The organism is Paenibacillus sp. FSL R7-0333 (genome assembly GCF_038000365.1).
GTDB lineage: Bacteria > Bacillota > Bacilli > Paenibacillales > Paenibacillaceae > Paenibacillus_AQ > Paenibacillus_AQ silagei.
On the sequence record NZ_JBBOBZ010000001.1, the window covers coordinates 6,581,350 to 6,604,213 of the forward strand.

Annotated in this window: 18 protein-coding genes and 1 pseudogene; all 19 read right to left on the reverse strand. The window is 41.6% G+C overall.

Features of this window, described 5'->3' with window-relative positions:
* Positions 1–59: 59 nt before the first annotated feature.
* Complete coding sequence (gene pcrA / locus MKY86_RS28105) at positions 60–2,429, reverse strand: DNA helicase PcrA (RefSeq protein ID WP_076083552.1); 2,370 nt, start codon at positions 2,427–2,429, stop codon at positions 60–62.
* Positions 2,430–2,730: 301 nt separating this feature from the next.
* Positions 2,731–3,438 carry a heptaprenylglyceryl phosphate synthase gene (locus MKY86_RS28110; protein WP_076083635.1) on the reverse strand — a complete coding sequence of 236 codons (708 nt, stop codon included), beginning with the start codon at positions 3,436–3,438 and terminating at the stop codon, positions 2,731–2,733.
* 166 nt (positions 3,439–3,604) lie between these two features.
* The gene (locus tag MKY86_RS28115) at positions 3,605–4,471 is read right to left on the reverse strand and encodes a phosphatidylinositol-specific phospholipase C/glycerophosphodiester phosphodiesterase family protein (protein WP_076083556.1); all 867 of its coding nucleotides are present in this window, start codon (positions 4,469–4,471) and stop codon (positions 3,605–3,607) included.
* Between the two features lie 120 nt (positions 4,472–4,591).
* Entirely contained in the window at positions 4,592–5,992 is a 1,401-nt protein-coding gene (locus tag MKY86_RS28120) for an undecaprenyl-phosphate glucose phosphotransferase (protein ID WP_036721088.1), read from the reverse strand.
* A complete protein-coding gene (locus tag MKY86_RS28125) occupies positions 5,989–6,888 on the reverse strand; it encodes a glycosyltransferase family 2 protein (RefSeq protein WP_445669941.1) in 900 nt (299 codons plus the stop codon). Before MKY86_RS28125 ends, MKY86_RS28120 begins: the two co-directional genes overlap by 4 nt.
* Before the next feature lie 205 nt (positions 6,889–7,093).
* A complete protein-coding gene (locus MKY86_RS28130; RefSeq protein WP_076083563.1) occupies positions 7,094–8,158 on the reverse strand; it encodes an RNA-guided endonuclease TnpB family protein in 1,065 nt (354 codons plus the stop codon).
* A 140-nt stretch (positions 8,159–8,298) separates the two neighbouring features.
* Positions 8,299–9,357, reverse strand: coding sequence for a glycosyltransferase family 2 protein (locus MKY86_RS28135; RefSeq protein ID WP_076083568.1), 1,059 nt, complete (start codon positions 9,355–9,357; stop codon positions 8,299–8,301).
* 175 nt (positions 9,358–9,532) lie between these two features.
* Positions 9,533–10,393 carry a dTDP-4-dehydrorhamnose reductase gene (gene rfbD, locus MKY86_RS28140; protein ID WP_076083638.1) on the reverse strand — a complete coding sequence of 287 codons (861 nt, stop codon included), beginning with the start codon at positions 10,391–10,393 and terminating at the stop codon, positions 9,533–9,535.
* A gap of 8 nt (positions 10,394–10,401) precedes the next feature.
* Positions 10,402–11,424: a dTDP-glucose 4,6-dehydratase gene (gene rfbB, locus MKY86_RS28145; RefSeq protein WP_076083572.1), complete on the reverse strand. Its 1,023-nt coding sequence runs from the start codon at positions 11,422–11,424 to the stop codon at positions 10,402–10,404.
* A gap of 45 nt (positions 11,425–11,469) precedes the next feature.
* Positions 11,470–11,721, reverse strand: a pseudogene (locus tag MKY86_RS28150) (dTDP-4-dehydrorhamnose 3,5-epimerase family protein); the annotation flags it as partial.
* Positions 11,722–11,833: 112 nt separating this feature from the next.
* Positions 11,834–12,418: a hypothetical protein gene (locus MKY86_RS28155; RefSeq protein WP_076083577.1), complete on the reverse strand. Its 585-nt coding sequence runs from the start codon at positions 12,416–12,418 to the stop codon at positions 11,834–11,836.
* Positions 12,396–13,112, reverse strand: coding sequence for a glycosyltransferase family 2 protein (locus MKY86_RS28160; protein ID WP_340827617.1), 717 nt, complete (start codon positions 13,110–13,112; stop codon positions 12,396–12,398). The genes MKY86_RS28155 and MKY86_RS28160 overlap by 23 nt, the downstream gene beginning before the upstream one ends.
* Positions 13,084–13,485: a GtrA family protein gene (locus tag MKY86_RS28165; RefSeq protein ID WP_076083582.1), complete on the reverse strand. Its 402-nt coding sequence runs from the start codon at positions 13,483–13,485 to the stop codon at positions 13,084–13,086. The genes MKY86_RS28160 and MKY86_RS28165 overlap by 29 nt, the downstream gene beginning before the upstream one ends.
* Positions 13,485–15,134, reverse strand: a complete 1,650-nt coding sequence (locus tag MKY86_RS28170) for an NTP transferase domain-containing protein (protein ID WP_340827618.1) — start codon at positions 15,132–15,134, stop codon at positions 13,485–13,487. The genes MKY86_RS28165 and MKY86_RS28170 overlap by 1 nt, the downstream gene beginning before the upstream one ends.
* 15 nt (positions 15,135–15,149) lie before the next feature.
* Complete coding sequence (locus MKY86_RS28175; RefSeq protein WP_076083584.1) at positions 15,150–16,229, reverse strand: class II aldolase/adducin family protein; 1,080 nt, start codon at positions 16,227–16,229, stop codon at positions 15,150–15,152.
* Positions 16,230–16,233: 4 nt separating this feature from the next.
* A complete protein-coding gene (locus MKY86_RS28180) occupies positions 16,234–16,914 on the reverse strand; it encodes an HAD family hydrolase (protein WP_076083587.1) in 681 nt (226 codons plus the stop codon).
* The gene (locus MKY86_RS28185) at positions 16,914–18,965 is read right to left on the reverse strand and encodes a hypothetical protein (protein ID WP_083685625.1); all 2,052 of its coding nucleotides are present in this window, start codon (positions 18,963–18,965) and stop codon (positions 16,914–16,916) included. Before MKY86_RS28185 ends, MKY86_RS28180 begins: the two co-directional genes overlap by 1 nt.
* Positions 18,966–18,984: 19 nt before the next feature.
* Positions 18,985–21,246 carry a hypothetical protein gene (locus MKY86_RS28190; protein WP_076083593.1) on the reverse strand — a complete coding sequence of 754 codons (2,262 nt, stop codon included), beginning with the start codon at positions 21,244–21,246 and terminating at the stop codon, positions 18,985–18,987.
* A 1-nt stretch (position 21,247) separates the two neighbouring features.
* Positions 21,248–22,840, reverse strand: a complete 1,593-nt coding sequence (locus MKY86_RS28195; protein ID WP_076083596.1) for a glycosyltransferase family 2 protein — start codon at positions 22,838–22,840, stop codon at positions 21,248–21,250.
* Positions 22,841–22,864: the final 24 nt, after the last annotated feature.

A 22,864-nucleotide genomic window follows, 5' to 3' on the forward strand; every position in this document is an offset into this window, starting at 1 on the left:
AAATAGGTTTCCTACGGTTAGCGTGATCCAAAAGCACTGCCGTTAATCGCAAGCTTGATTTATTCAACTTTGGTGATCGGCGCAAAGCCGGCCAGCAGCCGCTTAACGCCTACCGGCGCCGGGAAGGCAATCTGCAGCTCCGTATCGTTGCCGCTGCCCTTCACGGCCACAATGGTGCCGGTGCCCCATTTGCCGTGGGCGACCTTGTCGCCCGCCTTGAAGCCTCCGGCCTCGGCAGCCGCCCCGGCCCCGCCCGTCGTGCGCTGCGCGCCTCCGGTCGTCACCACCACACGGCCCGCGCCAGGCACCGCGCTTGCAGAGCTGCCGCTGCCGAAGCTGGCGGACCCGCCGCCTCCCGGCGCGTTCCCGGCAGCAGCGGTGCGGCTGCCGAAGTTCCCCCGGCTGCCTCCGCTTCCGCCGAAGCCCCGGCCGCCATAGGCACCGCCTGCCTCCGCGCCTCCGCGCCGGAAGCGGTCCGATTCACGGACAGTATCTTCCTTCAGTTCCTCCGGAATCTCCTCCAGGAAGCGGGACGGCGCATTCGCGTTCGTCCGCCCGAACAACGTGCGCATCCGTGCGCAGCTGAGGAACAGCTGCTTCTCCGCACGGGTAATGCCCACATACGCCAGCCGGCGTTCTTCTTCCAGTTCATCATTGTCCTGGAAGGCGCGGCTGTGCGGGAACACCCCTTCCTCCATCCCGATAATGAAGACGGTCGGGAACTCCAGACCCTTCGCGCTGTGCATCGTCATCAGCACTACCGCATCACTGCGCTCCTCATCATCATTCACACTGTCGATATCCGCAACCAGCGCCAGATCGGTCAGGAAGGAGACCAGCGACTTGTCTTCATTGTTCTTCTCGAATTCCATCGTAACAGACAGGAACTCGTCAATGTTCTCCAGGCGTGAACGGGACTCCAGCGTATTCTCATTCTGCAATTCAAGGCGGTACTGGGACAGCTCCAGAATCTTCTCCGTCAGCTCTGTCACCGAGAGGAATTCCACCATCCGGTGCAGGGCTTCGATCATATCGTAGAATTCCACCAGCGTGTTACGGGTCCTTCCGGCGAACCCGAGATCATCCACCGTCTGCAGCGCCCGGAAGATCGAGACGCCCTGGGCAGCCGCCGCTGCCGCAAGCTTACCCACAGTGGTATCCCCCAGCCCGCGCTTCGGAACATTGATAATCCGCGTCAGACTGATATCATCATCAGGATTGGACAGCAGGCGCAGATACGCCAGCAGATCCTTAATTTCTTTGCGGTCATAGAACTTGATGCCGCCGACGATCTGATACGGAATATCCGATTTGATCAAAATTTCTTCTATTACACGGGACTGGGCATTCGTACGGTACAGAATCGCGTGGTTCTGGTAAGCCTGTCCCTGCTTCACGTTCTTGCTGATCTCCCCGGTGACGAAATATCCTTCGTCATGCTCAGTGTCACCACGGAACACCTTGATCTTCGCGCCTTCATCCGAGTCGGTCCACAGCTTCTTCGGCTTGCGGCCCGTATTGAGGGCAATCACGCCGTTGGCGGCATTCAGAATGTTCGAGGTGGAGCGGTAATTCTGCTCCAGCAGAATCGTCTGGGCTTCGGGGTAATCCTCTTCGAAGTTCAGAATGTTCGAGATATCCGCCCCGCGCCAGCGGTAGATGGACTGGTCACTGTCCCCGACCACGCAGATCCGGTGGTGGCCTTCAGCCAGCATCCGGCAGAGCATGTACTGCGCACGGTTCGTATCCTGATACTCATCGACATGAATATACTTGAACTTCTTCTGATAGAAATCCAGCACATCCGGCTTCTCCTTGAACAGCTCGATCGTCTTCATAATGAGATCGTCGAAGTCCAGAGAGTTATTGCTTCTCAGCCGGTGCTGGTATTTGGTGTACACCTTGGCCACCAGACCTTCAAAATAATCGCCAACCTTCTGCTCATACTGCACCGGTGTAATCAGCTCATTCTTGTTCGTGCTGATGACGGCCTGGACAGCCTTCGGCTCGAACTTCTTGGTGTCGATGTCGAGATCCTTCATACAATTGCGGATGACGGACAGCTGGTCTGTCGAATCCAGAATGGAGAAGTTCGAGGTGAAGCCAATCTGATCAATATCCTTCCGCAGAATCCGCACACACATGGAGTGGAAAGTAGATACCCAAATATCCCGGCCCTCCGGCCCAACCAGCTTGGAGACACGCTCCTGCATCTCCCGGGCGGCCTTATTGGTAAACGTAATCGCCAGAATCGCCCACGGCGGTGCCTTGCGGTTCGCAATCAGCCAGGCAATCCGGTGGGTCAGCACGCGGGTCTTGCCGCTGCCTGCGCCAGCCATAATTAGCAGGGGTCCTTCAGTTGCTTCTACAGCCTGACGCTGCGGGGGATTCAGACGGCTTACGGCGTCCTGTATGTTAACAAGTTGCATGTGTTACATGCTCCTTTCTGAATATAAGTTATATAAGACGCACTTAAGGTTTGAACTCAGAGCTTGGTCGTCGCTGCGGTGAACATTTGGACTTCCGGCCGCTGTTGTCACCCGATTTCTTGATTTAAACCGCTGTTCGCGGATGAAATCCGGTGACAGCTGATGCTTCCGATGCGAGCTTTCCTACGGAAAGCTTTCAGGCGGACGCTACCGCTCCTACAGTTCCAAATTTCCCCTCCGCTTCTTTTTGCTTTTCGTCAAGTTCTTTGCGCTTCTTATATACGCTCATGATCTATAAAGTCTACCAGTCCATCTGCGGGGTATTCCGCACAGCCTGGACCGTCAACAGCGCTTGTTCCACATTGCTATAAATAATATTGCCGACCACTACTGTATCACATAGCGCGGCTACATGCATGGCTTCCTCTGCACCTGTAATTCCGCCTCCATAGAAAAGCTGGCTGTGCTCAACCACTTCCCTGACCTCGCGCACAATCTCCAGATCTCCATAACGTCCGCTATATTCAAGGTAGACCACCGGGAGGTTCATCAGCTTGTCTGCAATCTGCGCATAGGCTCCCGCACCAGCCGCATCGAGCGAGCAGTCCGCACCGGTCAGGCGCGCTACCGAGGAATCGCTGTTCAGCACAATATAGCCCTCTGTCAACAGCAATTCCCATGGGATCAGACTGCCGAAGCGTTCAATCGCCCGGCGGTGATGGCCGAGAATCCATGAAGTATCGTCAGTGTTGAGCACCATGGGAATCATATACAGGTCAAACCCGGGCACAGCGGCCTCCAGATCCGAGATCTCCAGCGCGCAAGGCAGGTCATACTGCCGGATTCTCGCAAGCAGACTCACCGTATTCTCATAAGTCACGCCAGTAGAGCCGCCTACGAGTATCGCATCGGTTCCCGACTGGCAGACAGCCTCCAGCTCCTTGTCACCAAGCACACGGTCCGGGTCCAGCTTGAATACATGCCGCCATGGCCTGATCATTTGCCGCATCTCGTTCATCTTTGTCCATCCTCATTGTTCATCTAAGTGAATATACACACTCCTGCGCACGCAAAATCCGTATCTCTAGTCTAAGTCAGCACGAAGGGGGGTGTCAATTTAAAAGAGAACAAAATGCGAACATTTTTTCGCATTTTCGCCTTTGCCTTCTCCTTGATCAGCGGAGACCCTTGATCCGCTTCAAGTCGTTTTCCGGGACAAAATCAGTATAGAACCCGTCAACCCCCAGCCGGGACAGCTCCAGAATTTCCTTCTCCTCGTTCACGGTATGCACGTAGACTCTGGCGCCCGCTTTTTTCAAGTTACGCACGAAGCTCTTGGTAGCCCTGGTTGTCGGCATCGTGATGTCCACGCCGGTCTGCTTGACGAATTCAATGACCACCTCGTCGCTGTCCTCTGTCTGGTATAGGGTATAGATGATTTCCGGAAAAGCGTACACCTGCTTCACAACCTCCAGCATCTCCCGGCTGTAAATCTGCGGAACAATCCGCTCCAGCAGCGCTGGGTCCTTCTTCCGTGCGGCTTCTACAATGAGCTGAAATTGCTTCGTTACCTGTTCCGGTTCCAGCTCCTTCGTGTCCGTTACAATATAGGTATCCGGGTAGATCTCCAGCAGATTGACGATTTTCTCAATATCCAGCGGAGAGTAGAGCTCCAGCACCGGGCTGTTCATCACTTCATCGTGAGTCAGCACCTCTCCCTGCTTGTCAGGAGGAAGAACCTCCTGTTGACCCAGCTTCTTACTCATACCTGTAGTCCATTCATGACGGGCCACGAGCTGTTCATCACTGGTAAGCAGCAGGTCCGCCTCAAAGATCCGGGTCCCCTGCTCATAGTTCGCAATAAAAGCGTCCTTGGTATTGGTATACGCCTTGTCATTGATTCCGCCCATGGCATGGGCAATGACCCTGTGGGCCGCGAAGCCTGTAGCTGGCTGTTTTTCTTTTCCTCCAAGCATCAATACAAGCAAAAGTGTAACAGCCCCGATCATAGTAATAGAAGCAATAAGCTTTGTTCTCTTCATGATGGCAGTCTCCTTTGCAAGTAGTAGAGAGTCGGCTGAAAAAAGCAAAAACGGCTGTGTCATCCTCAAGGGGCAGCAACCGTTTTTTAGCGGAGAATAGAATATAGATAAGACCGTGTATTAATAAGCGTTCTTAAACCCATTACGAATAGTCTTGGCAATAATCCGGATATCGAACAGCAGAGACCAATTCTCGATATAGAAAATATCATGCTTGATCCGGTCCTCAATCGAGGTATCCCCGCGCAGACCGTTACTCTGAGCCCAGCCGGTAATCCCCGGCCGCACATGATGCTTAACCATATACTTCGGAATCTCGCCGCGGAACTGCTCTACAAAATAAGGGCGCTCCGGCCGGGGACCAACCACACTCATCTGCCCGAACAGCACGTTGAAGAATTGCGGCAGCTCATCCAGACTCGTTCGGCGGATAAACGTACCAAAGCGGGTCCGGCGCGGATCTTCCTTCGTGCTCCAGCCTGTGTCCACCTCACCGTCCGTCTGCATTTTCATGGAACGGAACTTGTACATCATGAAATTACGGCGGTTCAGCCCCACCCGCTCCTGCTTGAAAATCACCGGTCCCGGTGAAGTCAGACGCACTCCGAGCGCAACAATCAGCATCACCGGAGACAGCATAAGAATGGCGAACAAGGCGAACACAATATCAAACGCACGCTTTGCCATTTTGTTCCCGGCCATATCCAGCGGAATATCGCGCACATTAATCATCGGCATCCCGGCAAAGTTATCGAAATACGGACGGGCCGGCAGGTAATCGAAGAAATCGGGAATAATCAGCGTCCGCATCCCGGCTTTCTCACAAGTTGCAATAATAGCCGGGTATTTCGAGTGGGCATCCAGCGGCAGCGCCAGAATCACCTCATCGACAGGAAGCATCTCCAGCATAGCCTCCAACTGATCCACTGTACCCAGAATCGGCTTATACCGCTGCTCCTCAATGCCATCCCACTGATGGAAGTCATCCAGGAACCCGATGGCCTCATAGCCCAGCTCCGGATACTGCTCCAGGTTGTTATAGAATCTTTTACCCAATGTGCCTGCACCAAGAATCAGAACGAACTGGCGGTTGAAGCCTTTTTCACGCAGTGACTTCAGCATCTTCTTCAGCACATAACGGTACAGCATAATGGATAGAATATTGAAGCCCATGTAGATCGCCAGGTATTGCCGGGAGATATCAATCTCCCTCAGGAAGAACATCAGGCCCAGCAGGATAAAGATCCCCATGGCATGAACCTGAAAAATCTTGATGAATTCATCAATGAACCGCTTCTTCCGCTTAGGCAAGTATAGAGACACTACAATACCGATCAGTACGGCTATGGCCCCATAGATAATACTCCAGTACCCATAGGATTCTATAGGCAGCGTCCGGTAGGATTCCAGCAAGCCGCTCTTGAACTTCAGCCACCAGGCCGCAAGGAAGGACAACTGGATCACGATAAAGTCGGCTACCATATATAGTTGGGTCAAAAACTTTTGATTCCGGCGAATCATAATCTCACCTCAGCCTTCGATTCATTGCTGATACCGGCTTCCCCGGGAACATTCAGACTCTGTGCGGGTGTAGGTACCTTACGAGGGGCAATCAATGCGTTGCGCAGCAGCGATAGAGTGAACTTAACGCCGACGCCCGCATAGACCGCTCCATTTATCATACTGTTGTAGCGGCTGCTATAATGCTTCTTATGAAATAAAATCATGGCCCGGTGAAACTCATACACAATCTTGAACGGTCTGCGGCGCGCGCTGCCACCCTTCAGATGTACGATGGACGTCTGCGGATAATAATAAATCCCCCAGCCCGCTTCCTTGATCCGGTAACACCAATCCAAATCCTCTCCGTACATGAAAAAGGTCTCATCCAGTCCGCCCACCTGCTCAATCGTCTCCCGGCGCAGCAGCATGAACGCTCCAACCAGACAATCTACCGGATATTCGTCATCCGGGTCCAGATAGCCGAGCTGGTAGCCGTTGAACTTCGGGCGGTCCGGGAACAGCTTACTGAAGCCAAAGGCATAATAAAAGGACGCAGACGGTGTCGGAAACCCTCTCCGGCAGGCCTTATCCAGGGACCCATCCGGCAGAATCACCTTACACCCGGACGCGCCAAGATCCGGACGGCTATCCATGAACTCAAGCATCGTCTCCAGCGTATCCTTACGGATCACTGTATCCGAATTGAGCAGCAGCACATAACGCCCGGAGGCGACCTCCATCCCCTGGTTATTCCCCTTGGCAAAGCCCACATTCTCCGAATTCGCGATTAACAGCACCTCAGGAAACTCCTTGCTTATCGTCTCTACCGAGTCATCCTGGGAGTTATTATCTACTAGAATAATTTCATAGGAATATCCTGTCTCGGAATCATATACCGACCTCAGACAGTCCATCGTCAGGCGGCATGTGTTGTAATTTAGAATCAATATACTAACATCTACATTCACTGCTATACTCTCCTGACAAATATATTGACATTCCCGAAGTTTAAACATTGGGATTCTTAAGTGATTAAACCGAAGTGTATTTCTACTATCGGAGTATGACCTTAAGGTGAGGCTATGTCGTTAGCCCTCCTAAGACAGTGCGTTTAGCATCTTAGGCTGATCGGCTATTACCACCAATCACAGGCGCGTGAATGATATTCATTGCACCGACTTTATCACGATGTGTGTGAAACCCGCATAGGCATGAATATTTTCTATCTGTCGCTTTATTTAGTGCAGAGCAAGAAGGACATTTTTGGGATGTATACGCAGGATCTACGTATTCCACTTTTATTCCAGCCATATTTGCTTTGTACTCAATAAATTGTGATAAGCGATAGAATGACCATGTGTGCAAGTTTTTTTCGTTTTTACGACTTGTTCTTGTCGTTTTTCTGATATTCGTTAATTTCTCTAAATGAATGACAGACACTTGATTCTTGGTGGCAAAATTGATAATTTGCCTACTTGCTTTGTGGTCTCTATCTTTCATCCATCTTTGTTCTTTATTATCAAGTCTACGAATTGCATGTAGTTTTTTCTTCTTTCCTAATACTTTTCTTTCACTACGAAACTTGCGTTTCCTATATTTATTCTCTCTAGCATTCCCAAAAAAACCTGTCTTTCCTCCGCTAGTAACTGCCACGGCAGGGAACTTTAACCCAAGATCAACACCCATTACATGTTCGCCTGTTGTTATCTCTGTGGGAACTTCAAGAGAAACCTGCGCAAACCACTTTCCGGATTTTTCAACAATTCGCATTAGACCACATTTTGCATATTGAAGGTACTTCTTATCCCTTTCTGTCAAAACAGCAGGAAAAACCGTCTTCTTCACTATATTGTTTATAATTATAGGAAAAGCAATGGAAGAATCCCTAATGGAATAGTTTTGATTGTTGATATAATAGGTTGGCTTCTTTAAAATTGGACGCTTCCTGTCTTTCTTTACTTTCTTGAATATGCTCTTAGCATCACGAATAGCTTGATTAATTACAGCAGAAGGAAGTGTAGCTGCTACATGTTTTGTCGTGAGCTTTGGGAATGCCCCTGCTTGTTCTGCTTGTTCTGCTTGTTCTGTTAATAAATTTATAACTCGAATATATTCATTACTCAAGGATTTCAATTCGATGGAGTTATTTGGAAAGAATCTAATCTTTATGGTGACAGACTGCAAGGTTCTCTCCTCCCATCATGTATTGTTAGACGTATTATTTCAAAAAAGCTTATAGTCTATCGACAATTATTATAACATGAAAGGCGCATCAATAGGCTGAGCCTGTTTAGGTTTATTTTACATACTTAGTATGATTTATATTAACCTTGTTTGCGCTTGACCCTTTCCTGAATATACCGGCGCTTACGCTTCAGGGCAGCTCTCTGTGTAAAGAAGGAGGGCCAGGCTCCTAACAGCTTAGGCTCCTTCAACAATGAATAGCCATGTGCGGCAATCTCGTAAGGCAGAGAATTTAACAGAGTGAGCAGCAGTGTGCGGGAGGACTCGTTCTTGTATATCATTTTATACCGATTGATATAGGAAATCCGCTTGATGAACATCGCTTTGCCGCTCCGGCCAGACGTCTTCCAGCCCCGCTCATGATAGCCGATCGCTTCCGCATCATAGTAGGCCTTCCAACCGAACAATTCTGCACGCCAGGCCACATCCACATCTTCCTTATACGCAAAAAAATCCGCGTCGAAAAACTCCCCCTCCACGCTGATATCCTCAATCATCCGCCGCGCGTACATCGCCGCTGCACCGGAGACACCGAATACTTCACCAGACTCATTCCACTGGTCAGCAGGCTCTCCCGCTCCACGGTCAAACGCCCGCCGCGCCTTATTCATCCTCAGTCCGGTACTGTCCACCAGCGAATGGTCCGCCTTCAGCAGCAGCTTGCCTGTGGCACTCCCGATCCGGGAGTCCGCTTCCATCCGGGTTACCAGCCTGGATATATAGTCCGGGGCCAGCGTAAGGTCCGGGTTCAACACCAGCACATAATCGGTCGTAGTACCGGCAATCGCCTGATTGTGTGCGGGGGCGAAGCCGGTGTTATGTTCATTTTCTAGGAGGACCAGGGTTGGGGGAGGGGGGCTGTCCTTAGGGTCTCCATAGTTGGTTGCAGCTGCGGCTGTTGATGAGGTTGCTGCTACATCAACGAAGTGTAACGGGTCTATGTGCATAGGCGCTGATCCCTGAGTAAGCTCATGATAGAGCGCCCTCACCTTCTCCGCCGATCCATCCGTGGAAGCATTATCCACTACCACAATCTTTTTGACCGGATAATTCTGAGCCAGCACAGCCGACAAGCAATCCGCAATATCATCTGCGCTGTTATAAGTAACAATATGCACACTGACCGTTTTAAGTTTCATGGGGTACCTCGAGTTCCATATATTCATTGTTCGAACCTGTTACTCTCCATTATAACGAAAAGAGAGGTGCCGGGCTATGGAAGGTTGTTGAACCGCTCTCATCAAGACTATCAAATTACAATAAGAAACCCCTAACCATTAAGATGGATTAGGGGTTCTTCAACATATCCTGCAGCTATTTCAGCTCCAGCAAAAAGTCTCTCAATCCTTCACGCCATGGACGGATATCCTGGAACCCGTTGGTACGGATCGCCAGATGCTCCATCACCGAGTTGCGTGGGCGAGGCGCCGGACGCGGAAATTGCTCTGTAGCACAAGGTTCAAGCTTCGCTGTAAACTTTAGCCCCAGAAGTTCCTCTGCTTCCGCAAAGATGGCCTGAGTGAATTCATACCAGGTGCAAGCTTCTGTGTTCGAGGCGTGGTACACTCCATACTTTTCAGTCTGGATCAGCTCAAGCAAGAATCTTGCCAGGTCCACCGTATAGGTAGGTGAGCCCTTCTGGTCATCGACAACCTGCAGCAACGGCTTTTCCTGCCCCAGCTTCAGCATGGTTTTGACAAAGTTGTTGCCGTATTTGCCATAGACCCATGAGGTGCGTACGATAAAGAATTTAGAAGATAAGGACTGGACCAGAATTTCTCCTGCCCGTTTAGACTTACCATAGATACTCTTGGGGTCGGTATTATCATATTCATGGTAAGGCTGCTCCCCCATGCCGTCGAATACATAATCCGTGCTGATATAGACCAGCTTAGCCCCCGACTTCTCAGCAGCGAGCGCCACATTCCGGCTTCCCGTAGCATTAATGAGGTACGCTGCATCCACATCACTCTCAGCTGCATCCACTGCCGTATGAGCCGCACAATGAATGACCACATCGGGAGCGAACGCCCCAATAGTCTGCTCACACTGGTCCAGATCGGTAATATCCATCTCCTGACGGTCACAGCCCAGCACCTCATACCCCTGCCCATGAAGCAAAAGCATAAGATCCTGCCCCAGTTGCCCGCCAGAGCCTGTGACAAACACCTTCATCTTCGCCATTACAGAGAATCCCCCAGACGGGTACCGTACTGGAGTGCAGCATATTTCTGGTATTCGCCAGACTGAATGCGGGTCCACCATTCCTTGTTATTCAGATACCACTGAATAGTTTCCTTAATGCCAGTTTCGAACGTGTGCTTAGGCTTCCAGCCCAGCTCGTTCGTAATCTTCGTTGGGTCGATGCCGTAGCGGCGGTCATGTCCCGGACGGTCCTGAACATACGAAATCAGCGAATCTGGCTTACCAAGCTCTTGAAGCACAGTATTCACGATATGCACATTCGTCCGCTCATTGTTGCCGCCGATATTGTACACTTCACCATTCACGCCTTCATGAATAACCAGATCAATTGCGCTGCAATGGTCCTCAACATACAGCCAGTCACGGATATTCATTCCGTCTCCATACACAGGCAAGGCCTGATCTGCCAGCGCACGGGAGATCATCAGCGGAATCAGCTTTTCCGGGAACTGATAAGGACCGTAGTTATTGGAGCAGCGGGTGATGTTCACCGGCAACCCAAAGGTTTCATGATAAGCACGCACCAGCAAATCTCCGCCTGCTTTACTTGCAGAATACGGGCTATTTGGCGTAAGTGGTGTTTCTTCAGTGAAGAGACCGGTTGCGCCAAGCGATCCATAGACCTCATCTGTTGACACTTGAACGAACTTAGTCACACTGTATTTCTTAGCCGCATCCAGCAGCACCTGAGTCCCTAACACATTCGTCTTCACAAACACTTCCGGCTCCAGAATACTCCGGTCTACATGAGACTCAGCAGCAAAGTTAACCACTACATCCACACCGTCACCGATCAGCTTATCCATCGCCGCTACATCAGTAATGTCTGCCTTCACAAACGTATAGTTAGGATGATTCTCAACAGATTTCAGGTTCTCCAGATTCCCTGCATACGTCAGCGCATCCACGTTGACGATCTGGTAATCCGGGTGTTGCTGCAGCATGTAGATTACGAAGTTGCTGCCGATGAAGCCGGCTCCGCCGGTGATTAGGAGTTTCATGGGTTGACCACCTTTGACTAATAATGATGATTAAGATGCTATAGCTTACACTTCAAAGTTCAGTTTTGCATCCTTTAACAGCGGATGACGCTGATCCTTGTCAGATAACACCGGATTCGTGGCCGGCCAGTCAATCCCCAGCGCCGGGTCATTCCATAGTATGCCACGGTCATGCTCAGGGGAATAATATTCGTCCACTTTATATAGAACTTGGGTATTGGGCGCGAGCATGCAGAATCCGTGGGCGAAGCCCTTAGGAACGAGTAGTTGACGTTTGTTATATTCGCTGAGAATGACCCAACCTTACGCATGACTCTTCGTTATAAACAATCCCGCCATGAACTACCCGTTCTAACTTCTCAACGCACTCTAATTTTATTATATTAATAGTATAGATTCCGTATCCTTTTTATTCCCACCGATCAATATTATATATTTTGGTGCAAATTCTATCGAATTCAATTTTTTCATTTTCAAGATATGCTTTATATTCTTCGATTTCATCATTTCTTCCTTGAAGTTCAGGAGAAACCAAACATAACTTATATCCCCATTCACGCAATTGAGTATAGATATCCTTGTTAATAGGGAGTTTGGAAAAGCAATCAACCCAGACCCATTTCACCTTTCCTTTCATCGCAATTAAAGTATCAATCCCTTCAAACTCTGAAAATCGCAAGGCAATATTTTTTTCACCAAGATTACTTAATAAGTAAATCATGGGGAAAGAAGAGTCCAACAAGAAGTAATCCGGAATTGAATATTTTCTTACTAGTTCGAGGATTCTGTGTTCAATCCTTTCACTTTTAACATTTAGGATTAAAGTGCCGTGCTGATAATTTCTCAGAAAATCTTCTAAATTCTCGCCCTCTACATAAGGATCATGTTGCAGCACAAGACGTTCACCTAAATCACGTATATCAACTTCCACCCCGTAGTGAGTCGGAATATTCTTCAGCTCTTCAATTGTATTAACGCGATGAGCGATGTACATTCTTCAACTCTCCTTTTAATTTTTTACTAAAACTTAATGTTCTTTTAATAAATTTATACTTAGCTAATAAACCAGTATTCCAGCTAGAACTACCATGCAATCTATCAGGAAATAACACATTGAAGCGAACAATATCAAGTTTTTGTTGTCGAGCTAAATATAAAGCATATAAATCCAATGAAAAATCAAATGGAGGCGAATCCCAGGAATGAAAAAATGAATTGTGAAATATGTTGGGCTGAGCATTAATATCATGTAGACGTTGCTTTAAATATAATGTTTCAAAGATACTCATACCGTTAGTAAATACTCGATCAAATAAAGGGCGATTTTTACGATCCCCTTTTATATATATATTAGAAGGACTCCCTTTACTCTCTATAATATCAAGTGCTTTAATAACATCATATGGATCAGTTTGCATGTCTGCGTGCGTCCATCCTAGATATTCACCTTGAGCCTCTTTTAATCCTGATAATATTCCAAACCCATACCCTTGGTTGACTTCCACATTAATAACTCTTGCGAATTTATAATCAGGAATTAATTTATCCATTATTTCCCGACTTGCGTCACTGGACCCATTATTGACTAAAACGACCTCAATATCGGATCTTTTAATTGCGTTTTTAAACTTATTTAAAATAAGGGGAATATTATTCCCTTCATTGTAACAAGGAATTATTATTGACAACTTTACCAACTCTAAACACCCACCATTTCTGACCAATAAAATTAAGTAACATACTTGTTCCTGTGGCCATTAAAAAAGCAACGATATACATTGATGGGAATAATATCAACACCATTTTATTCATCAATATATTAATTAATAATGTTGTAATATAGAGTACAGAAAATTTCATTACATGTGATTTCGTATTATTTGCAGCCTCAAATGTCCATAGCTTATTGAAAATAAAGGAAACTCCCGCACCACATAAAAATGAAATCCCCTTTGAAGGAGACGCAGACAATACGTGTAGTAAGAAATAATAAATTAGACTATCTGAAAGTACAGCTGAACAGCCAGTAATAAAAAATCGAATTAGTTGCTTTTTTAACATTACTTTATATATTCCTGATTAAATGTAGTATATTTTTCTTTTAACTCTAATAGTTTTTCTTTTTCAAGAGTAACATCTTGATCTAATGAATATGGATGCCATGTCCACTTATGAAAGAAACTCTGCCAGTATTCATAGCTGTGCAGATCATTTGGTGTGCCCCAGCCAACATATTGCTCTAATTCAAATACTTTAGCAACATATCCTAAACCTATGGATTCATTAATCAAGCTATCCACATAAAACTCGTTATTAATACGAATATTTTTAGAATATAGCTTTTTTAGTGATTCTTCAAATATTTTTGCTGTTTTAAAATAGAAACTGCCAACTACAGCATGATCGTTAAATGGATCTTCGCTTATTTGTTGCTTCACAGATATCCTCTTAATTGTATTATCTTCCTCAATATCAATCCACCCATACATTTGAGGATAACGTTCACTTGAAACATGATTTTTGAAACTAAACACAATAACATCGACATCTGGATCGTTTATTAAGTTTTGATACTTGACAATGTCCCATAACATTCCATTATCACATGCCCCAATTAACAACGAGTCATCAGGATTAATATATTCGAGCCCTATTTCACAAGTACAGGCTTGTCCTTCCGTAAATGAATCCAAAACAACAATAGTGGACTCTGGATATACTTTTTTGATTTCTTTCTCCAGTGGATAAGAATCCAAATGAGCTTTTTGACATAAAAAAACTTGTTTTTCCGTTTTCGGTAGACTCTCAGTCGCCTGGATAATCATTGGTTTACCAGATACCCCAATTAACGGTTTAGGGTCAGAATAGCCTTCTTTACTAAATCGGCTTCCTAAGCCTGCTAATGGCATTAAGAGAGTGGAATTCGGCTCAGGCTGGTATTCCTTTTTCATGTTAGATAGACTTCTGAAGTAACGAGACCATGTGTTATATTCTTCCACATCCTGTGGAGTACCCCATTGAAGCATATGCTGAATACTATATATCGAGACATTCAAGCCATCGCGCTTTAATAAATTGTAAACTAGGCTAATATAGTATTCACCATTCAAATTAACATCTAGGTCCATTAGTTCTCGAAAGTATTTTTTGACATATGAACCATGTTTAAAATAATATGTACCCGTTGAGGCGTACTCTTCCATTCTATTGTCTGTAAAAGGAGACTTCTCTTTAATTTCAAGCATCCATTGATTATCATCACGCATAAAGGCGTAATTTGTTGTTCCTAACATATGTGGGTGAAATCCTTTATATGCAGGAATAGCACCATCAGCATTTCTTAATCTAGTATGACTTAAAAAATTCGAATAATCCCAGTAAACACTAAAATCGCAATAATTAACAATAACCTCTTCTTCATCATCAATTAAATTAAAAATTTGAGCTACAGCGTAAACAGGTCCTTTCTTGTGGGGATTAATCTCAACTATTTTCCCATTCGGAGCGATTCGTTTAAGAATCTCTCTCATATTTGTAGTAGCGAGGTGATCGGCGTTACAAATAAAAGTAAAATCTGATTCTCCAGGGAACATATTAACTACATGCTGAATAATAGGGATACCATCCACTTCAATCAAAGGCTTGGGATTCTTGTAACCAGCATCAATAAATCTTTTTCCAATTCCAGACATAGGTATAATAATTTTCAAACCCTTCACCCGCTTTCACAATTTTTGTCTGTACTTTTCAGCTTCCCAATTACCAAGATAACGAATCTCTGCAATATCTAAACTATTTACATTTTCTTTAACTATATCTGTAACCATAAGATGAAACTTAAATACCTCTTCCATTTCTTTAGCTTTCCGTACATTATTGGCAATAAAAAACACCATCGAGTTATATATAATAACTTTAGGCAATTCGAGATTTTGTGCCAAATAGTTTTTTATATATGAAGAATTCAAAGAAGGCATAACCAATACATTAATACCACAAAAGACATAACCATCTGGACAAAAAGGATGTATTTTCAAATTAAAATCATTTTTAGTTAATAAGTTTACTTGTGTGTCTTCTGATAGATAGGCTATATATAAAGTATTTTCTACATCATTAAACTCATTAATTAATTTAGAGATTTGATTAGTATATTTATACCTGGATAAGTCTACATTTTCATTCTTCTCTAATAACAAAAGCACTTCTTCATTTATTCTATAAACTTCCTCAGTACTATCAGCACTTATAATAACTCCATGATTCTGCAAAAAAACAATCTGAGGATCCGTATCATAGTTGATTTTATATTCAGAAAGTTCCTTATTCATTGCAAGCGCAAGCTCGATACCGGGTGTCTTATAAGAGACATACAAGGCTCGATCACCAAATAATAAAGTGAGTTTCTGCTTCCAATCCTTTTGGCAAGTAATCATATTCACAATAATAGGATGAGTATGCAGAGTGAATTTGTACAAAAGTGAATGTAAGAATGTTTCAATAGATGGTCGTAAAGAACTATTAACTACAGCCTTATTCACCAAATGAGCAGCGTACTTTTCTCTTTCCCGCTTTTCCTGATGGTTATCGAAATATGAATCATTTAAAGCATCCGATACCAGTAAATGCTCCAGTGTGGTGTAACCGTTATTGTAATCAACATCAGATAATAAAAACCCCGAGGCCTTAATGAGCATCATTCCATTATCCATTTTAACTGAAGAGTTTCCTCCGCCAGCTTGTGTCAAATCAAAACGTTCACCAGCATATTTTGACATTTTAACAAAATGTAACAAATCCTCCATAATACTACCTCCAGTCTACTAATTCTGAAAACGATTTAAAAGAGTGAGCATTTTTTGGTAATTTAATTTTATTCGACGAGGGATTATACAAATAAGCCTCTATACCTAGCCTGCTTGCTCCCAAAATATCTTTTTCATAATTATCACCAATCATACACATTTCATTAACATTTAATTTCATCTTTCGAGCTGCTAATAAAAACATGTACGGATGGGGCTTTTCATGTCCAGCTTCTTCACTGGTGACTAAATAATTAATATGAGAATCTATATTTAATTTTTTAATCTTTCGATGCTGGATATGAGCCGTTAGATCTGTTAAGATACATACCTTTTTATCTTTAATTAGGTCTAAGAAATCATATACAGATTCATTCACAACAATATGATCAAGCAGTGTTGACCAATAATATTCATATAGCTCTAATGAATAACTAACTGGACTAACACCTAGTATCTCAAGCATCCGTTGAATATATAATAATCGATTATGTGAAGCTGCCGTACCACTAAGTTCTATGTTAATTTGACTTCTTGCGTTCAAAAAAGATTGTTCTGCAGTTTCAACACTAACCTGCAATTCCAAAGAAATCTTTTCAAAGGTATAGCTAAGTGCAATTTTATTAACTGATTGGTAATCATATAAAGTGTCGTCAAGATCTATTAGATACCCTTGAAAGTGCATCAATACAGATTTTCCTCCTTTAATTTTTCGCTTATCATTAATAATATTAATAATTGAACTATTCCTCTATAGTCAGAGTGCCAAATCGAATCGTCAAAAATTATTTCTTCTCGATTTTGTATAACCTTATCAGCAATAAATCTAAAATCAATTGCTCTTGCTTTTTGGTCAAATATAATATATTGAGTTTTTAAATCTTCTGAATAATCATGTTCAATATCAATATTCTGCTGAGAGAACTCTTCTAATAATTCTTCAATATTCAAATTCGAATCAACTGTTAGTTTTAACTTCAAATTTGGTACACAGTCAACATCTCCAATCTCAATCCTATCATTTGTAAAATAACAGATAACCAAATCAGCAAATCTTTTCTGCGGCCAAATATACTTCAATGCATCTGGCATCCTATCTTCTATACTTTGTATAACCTTTTCTTTTGAGTATCCTCTACTTTTTGTATCACGAAGCACCTTCCAATGTCTTCTTAAGTTTTCTTCGGTCTCCAAATATATTTTCAAATCTAAGGCTCTACGCATTTTCGGAAGATAGAATGGATGAAGGCCGCTTACAATTACGTAATCTTTAGATTTCACTTTTCGTGGGTCGGTAAATCCACCAGTATCATGGTCATATTCAACACGCTCAATAGATTCACCACGTTTTAATGCAAGAATATCTTCGGATTGACGATGTAAATAATTCGCCTTCGGGTTTAGGTGGGTGAGTTGTTTCCAATTTTCATGCCCACGTTCCCACTTATGGTCACCATCACCTTCTATCAATAGTATCTCTTTATCATGAAGCAACTTATATATGTCATCAAGTAGTGTACTTTTCCCAGAGCCACTATCTCCTCCTATTCCAATCAGTAAGGGAGCATTTTTATGTTTATAAATATCGTTACTTTTCAAACCATAACGATATGAAAAATAAATCGTTGCAAGTAAGCTACCTTCCAGCAGAGTAAAACTTAGATTTCCAAGTATCTCACTACTATTCTTTAGGTTTATAATTTGTCCTAATAAAATCAAATCACTCATAGATGACCAATGATAGAATATGAAATAAACAAGATACGTTAATGATAGTATTAAGTACAGTAAAATATTTTTATTATCATTGGATTCTTTTTGGTTAATAAAGTAAATACACACATAAGGTACTATCCAAATGTACCATGCTGGCATTGGTGGAACTAAAGATACAAAAACTGCAAAAAGCAACCCTACAAAACTAAATAATAGTTGATAATTAATTTTTTTATAAGACAAGAATCTTAAATAAATAGCAAAAACCGCTAATGGAGCTAAAAAAAGTTTTAAATCGCCAAATTGAAAATAAATATCAAAAATTAAACTCTGCTCTTTATTAGAAAACACATAAGTTTGAAAAGCATAACTTTTTATAAATGGAAAACACATTACTAAAAAAACTAGCGATACAATAAAAAAATACATAAACACATGCGTTATTTTTTTTCGATTTTGAAACAAAAAAATTAGTACTAGCGGGAGAGCAGCAATTACATGAAACTTAATCGCCAATGCAAAACCGAAGAAAAGAGCAGAACTTTTCCAACGTTCTTTTAATAATAAAAAAAATGTTAAAAAGAGAACAGCTGTTGGAAGAAGATCAAGTTGTGAGTGAATATAGAAGGCATAGAACACAATAGGTGAAGCGAAATAGTAAAATAGTATTTTAGATTTTTTATAAGGATACAGCTTTAGTAATAGAACATAGATAAGTATATCTGACAAAAGCCCTGGAACCTTTATTAAAAAGTTGTCGATAGGGAATGGCAAAGATAAATATGATGCAGGAAAAAAACTTATGGAAAGTAAATATAACATTAAGGGCGGATAAGGGAATGGGTTAGTAAAATAGTCAATACCATAGAAATATTCCCAAGGATTAGAAATTTGGCTGGTGAAATATTGAATAAACGGTTTAAAAAGCTCTTCTTGATAGCCGGAAGAAAATATAAACATCATTGTTATTTTTAAAAATAAAATAATTATAAACCACCCGTGCTGTTGTAAACGTTTCACTTTAATACCTCAATCCAGCTTAGTATAAAGATCCAAAAAAAGTTAACTTAGGGTTTAATAATGTAATTTCATTATCATTCTCATCGTAAAATCCAAGATGATTAACACTCAAGGATTGTCTGAAAGTAAAGTAACCATAGCGTTTTGTAGCTTCTGTATTTTCAATAGATTCAGCAATCTTTCGATTCTCATTGTCATATAGGACAATTTTTATTTTTTTGTTCCATGGGTTATTTTTATCTATAATCAATCCATTAACAACCCATGATTTGCTATCCGGAATTTCAGTTGCTAAATCAACTTTTTGTACTTCAGCATCTTTATTTATCTCTAAAGTTTGAAAAGTTGACGTTCCAGGTTGACAGACAATCCATGGATATGGATTTATTGTTGTACACCCTCCCTTTTCAAAGGCGCTATACGAATCCTTCCAATTAGATGAGGAATAATTCTCATACTCATAAATATCCTTAGTATTAAATCCAGTAAATCCATACATTAAAATAATAAAGACACCAGCGAGCAATTGTGCCTTAGCAGATTTCAATAAATTTATCACCCAAACAATAATCCCTAGAAACATAAAAATATTACTGAAAATGAAATGTCTGTTATATGGAACCGTGAATTGTGTGCTCCAAACAGATGAATTTTTAATATATGGGACGGATAGAGATAAGCCAATAGAAAACAAGGCAAGAATTTGTGTGCAAATAATAAATACAATAACATTTTTTTCGAGTTTCCCTTTACTCAAAGCAACTGCAATAAAAGTAGAAAGTATCAAAACGAATGTTAAAATAAACTCTATTATTATACTGTTTTGAGAAGAACCCAGCCTATAAAATAAATGATAAAAATTCTTAATATAAAGTGAAATACCTTGAAAGGCCATGTGTAGCAGACCAGATTCAGAAACGTTAGACTCTGATTGAGTAGTCCAAGTTCCCCTATTTGTAATAACAACGATAATTTGAATTAGCATTGATATTGAGGTAGACAAATAAAACGATACGGATTTAAAGTTTTTCCTCCGTATATGGCAGCCAAGAAGCAGTAGGTATAATGGCAAGAACACTATAAAATAAGCTTTTGAAGATACTATAAAGAAAAACAACATACTGAAAAATACTATTTTCACTTTTTTCATTTTTTCCAAATCAACAAACATAATAAACAGACTAGGGATTACGCCCAGATAAGAGAAATTTATAAAAGTGTAAAGTTCATAATCATGAAATAAGCCTAATCCTAAACATAAGCTAATAAAGAATCTCAATAAATCAGATGCAATTATTTTCCTGAAATAATTCAAACAAATAATGGAAGCGAATATTGAAATTAATAATAATGATATTAGTTGAGAAATCAAAGGAAAATAAAGAGTAATATGAAGCACTTTAACCAAGATAAGGGTAATCAACCGAGTCAAAAGTGGAAGATACCCGGCATCCAACTGTTTAAGATTGGTGATCCATCCATTATTCAAAGCACCCATATAAAAATTTGTAGCACCCTCTGCCCATATCTGATTTAAAACCGTTAGTGATGGCAGACGATAAATCGTAATTGTTATAATTAGAACTGCACACAATAAAAAATTATAATTCACCGTTTGATCTCTAACCTTGTAAAATTTCAAGCATATAAGACAATAAATAAATGCAAATAAAATCAGGTATAAGTAACTCCAATCTGTCTTAGTAAAAACCCCCGTATGCAGAATACCATAACCTGTTTGTTCAACTCCATCGACGATAGCCGTCCCCTGAGAAACATCTTTAGTAAGGGCTAAAGTAACAGCATTTCCATTGAAGGCACCTACTGATGATATTTCAAGAATGGCGTTACCAATTCTAAAATCCTTATCTTTAAATTTAATTTCCGCATACGCATTATCTTTTAAAGAAGCAGTCTTTAAATACACAGTTTCTTTAGTTTGATTTTGTGTTAATGATATTTTCAACTGAGATGAATTAGTCCTTTGATATGTTGCAAAAAAAATTTTAAAATCAATTAATTTCCCATTAAAACTTTCTGGAATAACTACATTTTGTTGAACTACATGATCACTTGTCAGCTCGCCAGTTAATTTCAAGTCACGCGCTTGATTTTGCATCAGAATTTTCGTATTAAAATCTGCTCTGATATAACCAGAAAAAAACAAAACAAAAATTAGAAGAAATATACCAATAAGAAACATTGTTTTTTTATTTTTCAAGTGTGCAGTTAAAATAAACAACTCATCTCCCCCATTAACGCCTTCAGAATGAAACTTCATGCTATTTACTTACAGGAAAATACGGATCTCTTGTCAAATACGGATCAAAATACTTATCAAACAACTTATTCAGTTCTTTCTCAGAATATAATTCATTTGCTTTTTTAAAACTTATACTACCTAATTCGTAAGGAATTAGCTTTACATATTTCCCATGACTGCGGGCCTTAATACAAAGATCCAGAAACGAAACCATTCCCTCATAATCTTCATCAAGACCTTGCATTGAATTTATAAAACTTTTTTTCACCATTACCATCTCTGGGCTCAAAGCAGAAACATTTTGAGTAATTCGAGCTCTACCAAAATAACCAAAGAATCTACGATTCTCCCCCCTATGAAGATTAATTAATCTTCTATTTACTATCGCGATTCCATAGCTATATATCTTATTTTTTTCAATGATTTTCGGCCCTACTATAACAGTGTCTTCTTCTTGGGAGTTTTGCATCATTAGTTTTAGCCAATTATCATTTAGGACTTCAACTCCAGAATCAATAAAAAGAAGAAACTTATTATCATTTCCCCTTACAATACGGTTTATCTCTTTAATATAATTATTGGTATTTATGACATGAGCATTAATCTCAAATCCAAACTGGCTAAGATCACAGCCATTTTCACTTTTCATATTTAATAAGAATAAATCTATATGATTTTGTTTTGTAGTATTACATAATTTGTAGTAATAATTCTCTAGTTCTTTCTGACTCTCCCATCTCCCGTTAACAATCACTGTTACAGCATCATTCCTAGAGAAATCAGCATAATCAATATTGTAGGAACCCGGAAAACTGCCACCACTAACTGAAATACTAATTCCTTTATTTTCATGGTAGCATTCCAAAGCTTTTTTACCTGCCTGAAATGCATAGCCTTTATTTAAAGAATTTCCAGCTGTAGAGTTCTCGTTAATTCTCCAGTGATACAATATTTTTGGTATATGATAAATCGATTTAGTTATGTTACTTAAGCGTAGTATTAAATCATAATCTTGGCTTCCGTCAAATCCTTCGCGAAAATAGCCTACCTTTTTAAGAGTATCACTTTTAATGACCAGAAAATGGCATACATAATTATAACTTTTCAAAGTATCTGGAGACCAGTCTGGCTTATAATGAGGCTGTAAGAATCGTTTACCGTTGCTAGTTACCTTATCTTCATCTGAATATAGTACATCAGGATTAAATTTATTAATTACTTGTACACATTCCATAAGTGCATCTTTAGTTAGTAAATCATCATGATCCAGAAGAGCAATATAATCTCCTTTGGCTAACTCAATAGCTTTGTTCGTATTTTTTGCTATACCATCGTTAGTAATTTCATTAGAGTAAGTAATACGAGTATCCTTTGAAGCATATCTACGGATAATTCTATCGACTTCATTATCCGTGCTCCCACCATTTAAAATGCATAACTGCAAATTTTTATAGGTCTGATTAAGAACGGATTCAATCATTTCCTCTAAAAAGATCTTTGGAGTATTATAAACAGGCACAACAATACTAATTTTAGGACCATTAATCTCACAAACATTATTTTGAGGCACACTTTCATCATAACCAATTGGACGCTTGTTATTATGTCTCAAATATTGTATTTTCTCAATTAACCT

What these genes read in the sequence shown, in the direction of transcription:
- pcrA (WP_076083552.1), bottom strand. Translation starts at nt 2,429, where the DNA reads ATGCAACTTGTTAACATACAGGACGCCGTAAGCCGTCTGAATCCCCCG.
- MKY86_RS28110 (WP_076083635.1), bottom strand. Translation starts at nt 3,438, where the DNA reads ATGCGGCAAATGATCAGGCCATGGCGGCATGTATTCAAGCTGGACCCG.
- MKY86_RS28115 (WP_076083556.1), bottom strand. Translation starts at nt 4,471, where the DNA reads ATGAAGAGAACAAAGCTTATTGCTTCTATTACTATGATCGGGGCTGTT.
- MKY86_RS28120 (WP_036721088.1), bottom strand. Translation starts at nt 5,992, where the DNA reads ATGATTCGCCGGAATCAAAAGTTTTTGACCCAACTATATATGGTAGCC.
- MKY86_RS28125 (WP_445669941.1), bottom strand. Translation starts at nt 6,888, where the DNA reads ATGGACTGTCTGAGGTCGGTATATGATTCCGAGACAGGATATTCCTAT.
- MKY86_RS28135 (WP_076083568.1), bottom strand. Translation starts at nt 9,357, where the DNA reads ATGAAACTTAAAACGGTCAGTGTGCATATTGTTACTTATAACAGCGCA.
- rfbD (WP_076083638.1), bottom strand. Translation starts at nt 10,393, where the DNA reads ATGAAGGTGTTTGTCACAGGCTCTGGCGGGCAACTGGGGCAGGATCTT.
- rfbB (WP_076083572.1), bottom strand. Translation starts at nt 11,424, where the DNA reads ATGAAACTCCTAATCACCGGCGGAGCCGGCTTCATCGGCAGCAACTTC.
- MKY86_RS28155 (WP_076083577.1), bottom strand. Translation starts at nt 12,418, where the DNA reads ATGTACATCGCTCATCGCGTTAATACAATTGAAGAGCTGAAGAATATT.
- MKY86_RS28165 (WP_076083582.1), bottom strand. Translation starts at nt 13,485, where the DNA reads ATGTTAAAAAAGCAACTAATTCGATTTTTTATTACTGGCTGTTCAGCT.
- MKY86_RS28175 (WP_076083584.1), bottom strand. Translation starts at nt 16,229, where the DNA reads ATGGAGGATTTGTTACATTTTGTTAAAATGTCAAAATATGCTGGTGAA.
- MKY86_RS28180 (WP_076083587.1), bottom strand. Translation starts at nt 16,914, where the DNA reads ATGCACTTTCAAGGGTATCTAATAGATCTTGACGACACTTTATATGAT.
- MKY86_RS28190 (WP_076083593.1), bottom strand. Translation starts at nt 21,246, where the DNA reads ATGAAGTTTCATTCTGAAGGCGTTAATGGGGGAGATGAGTTGTTTATT.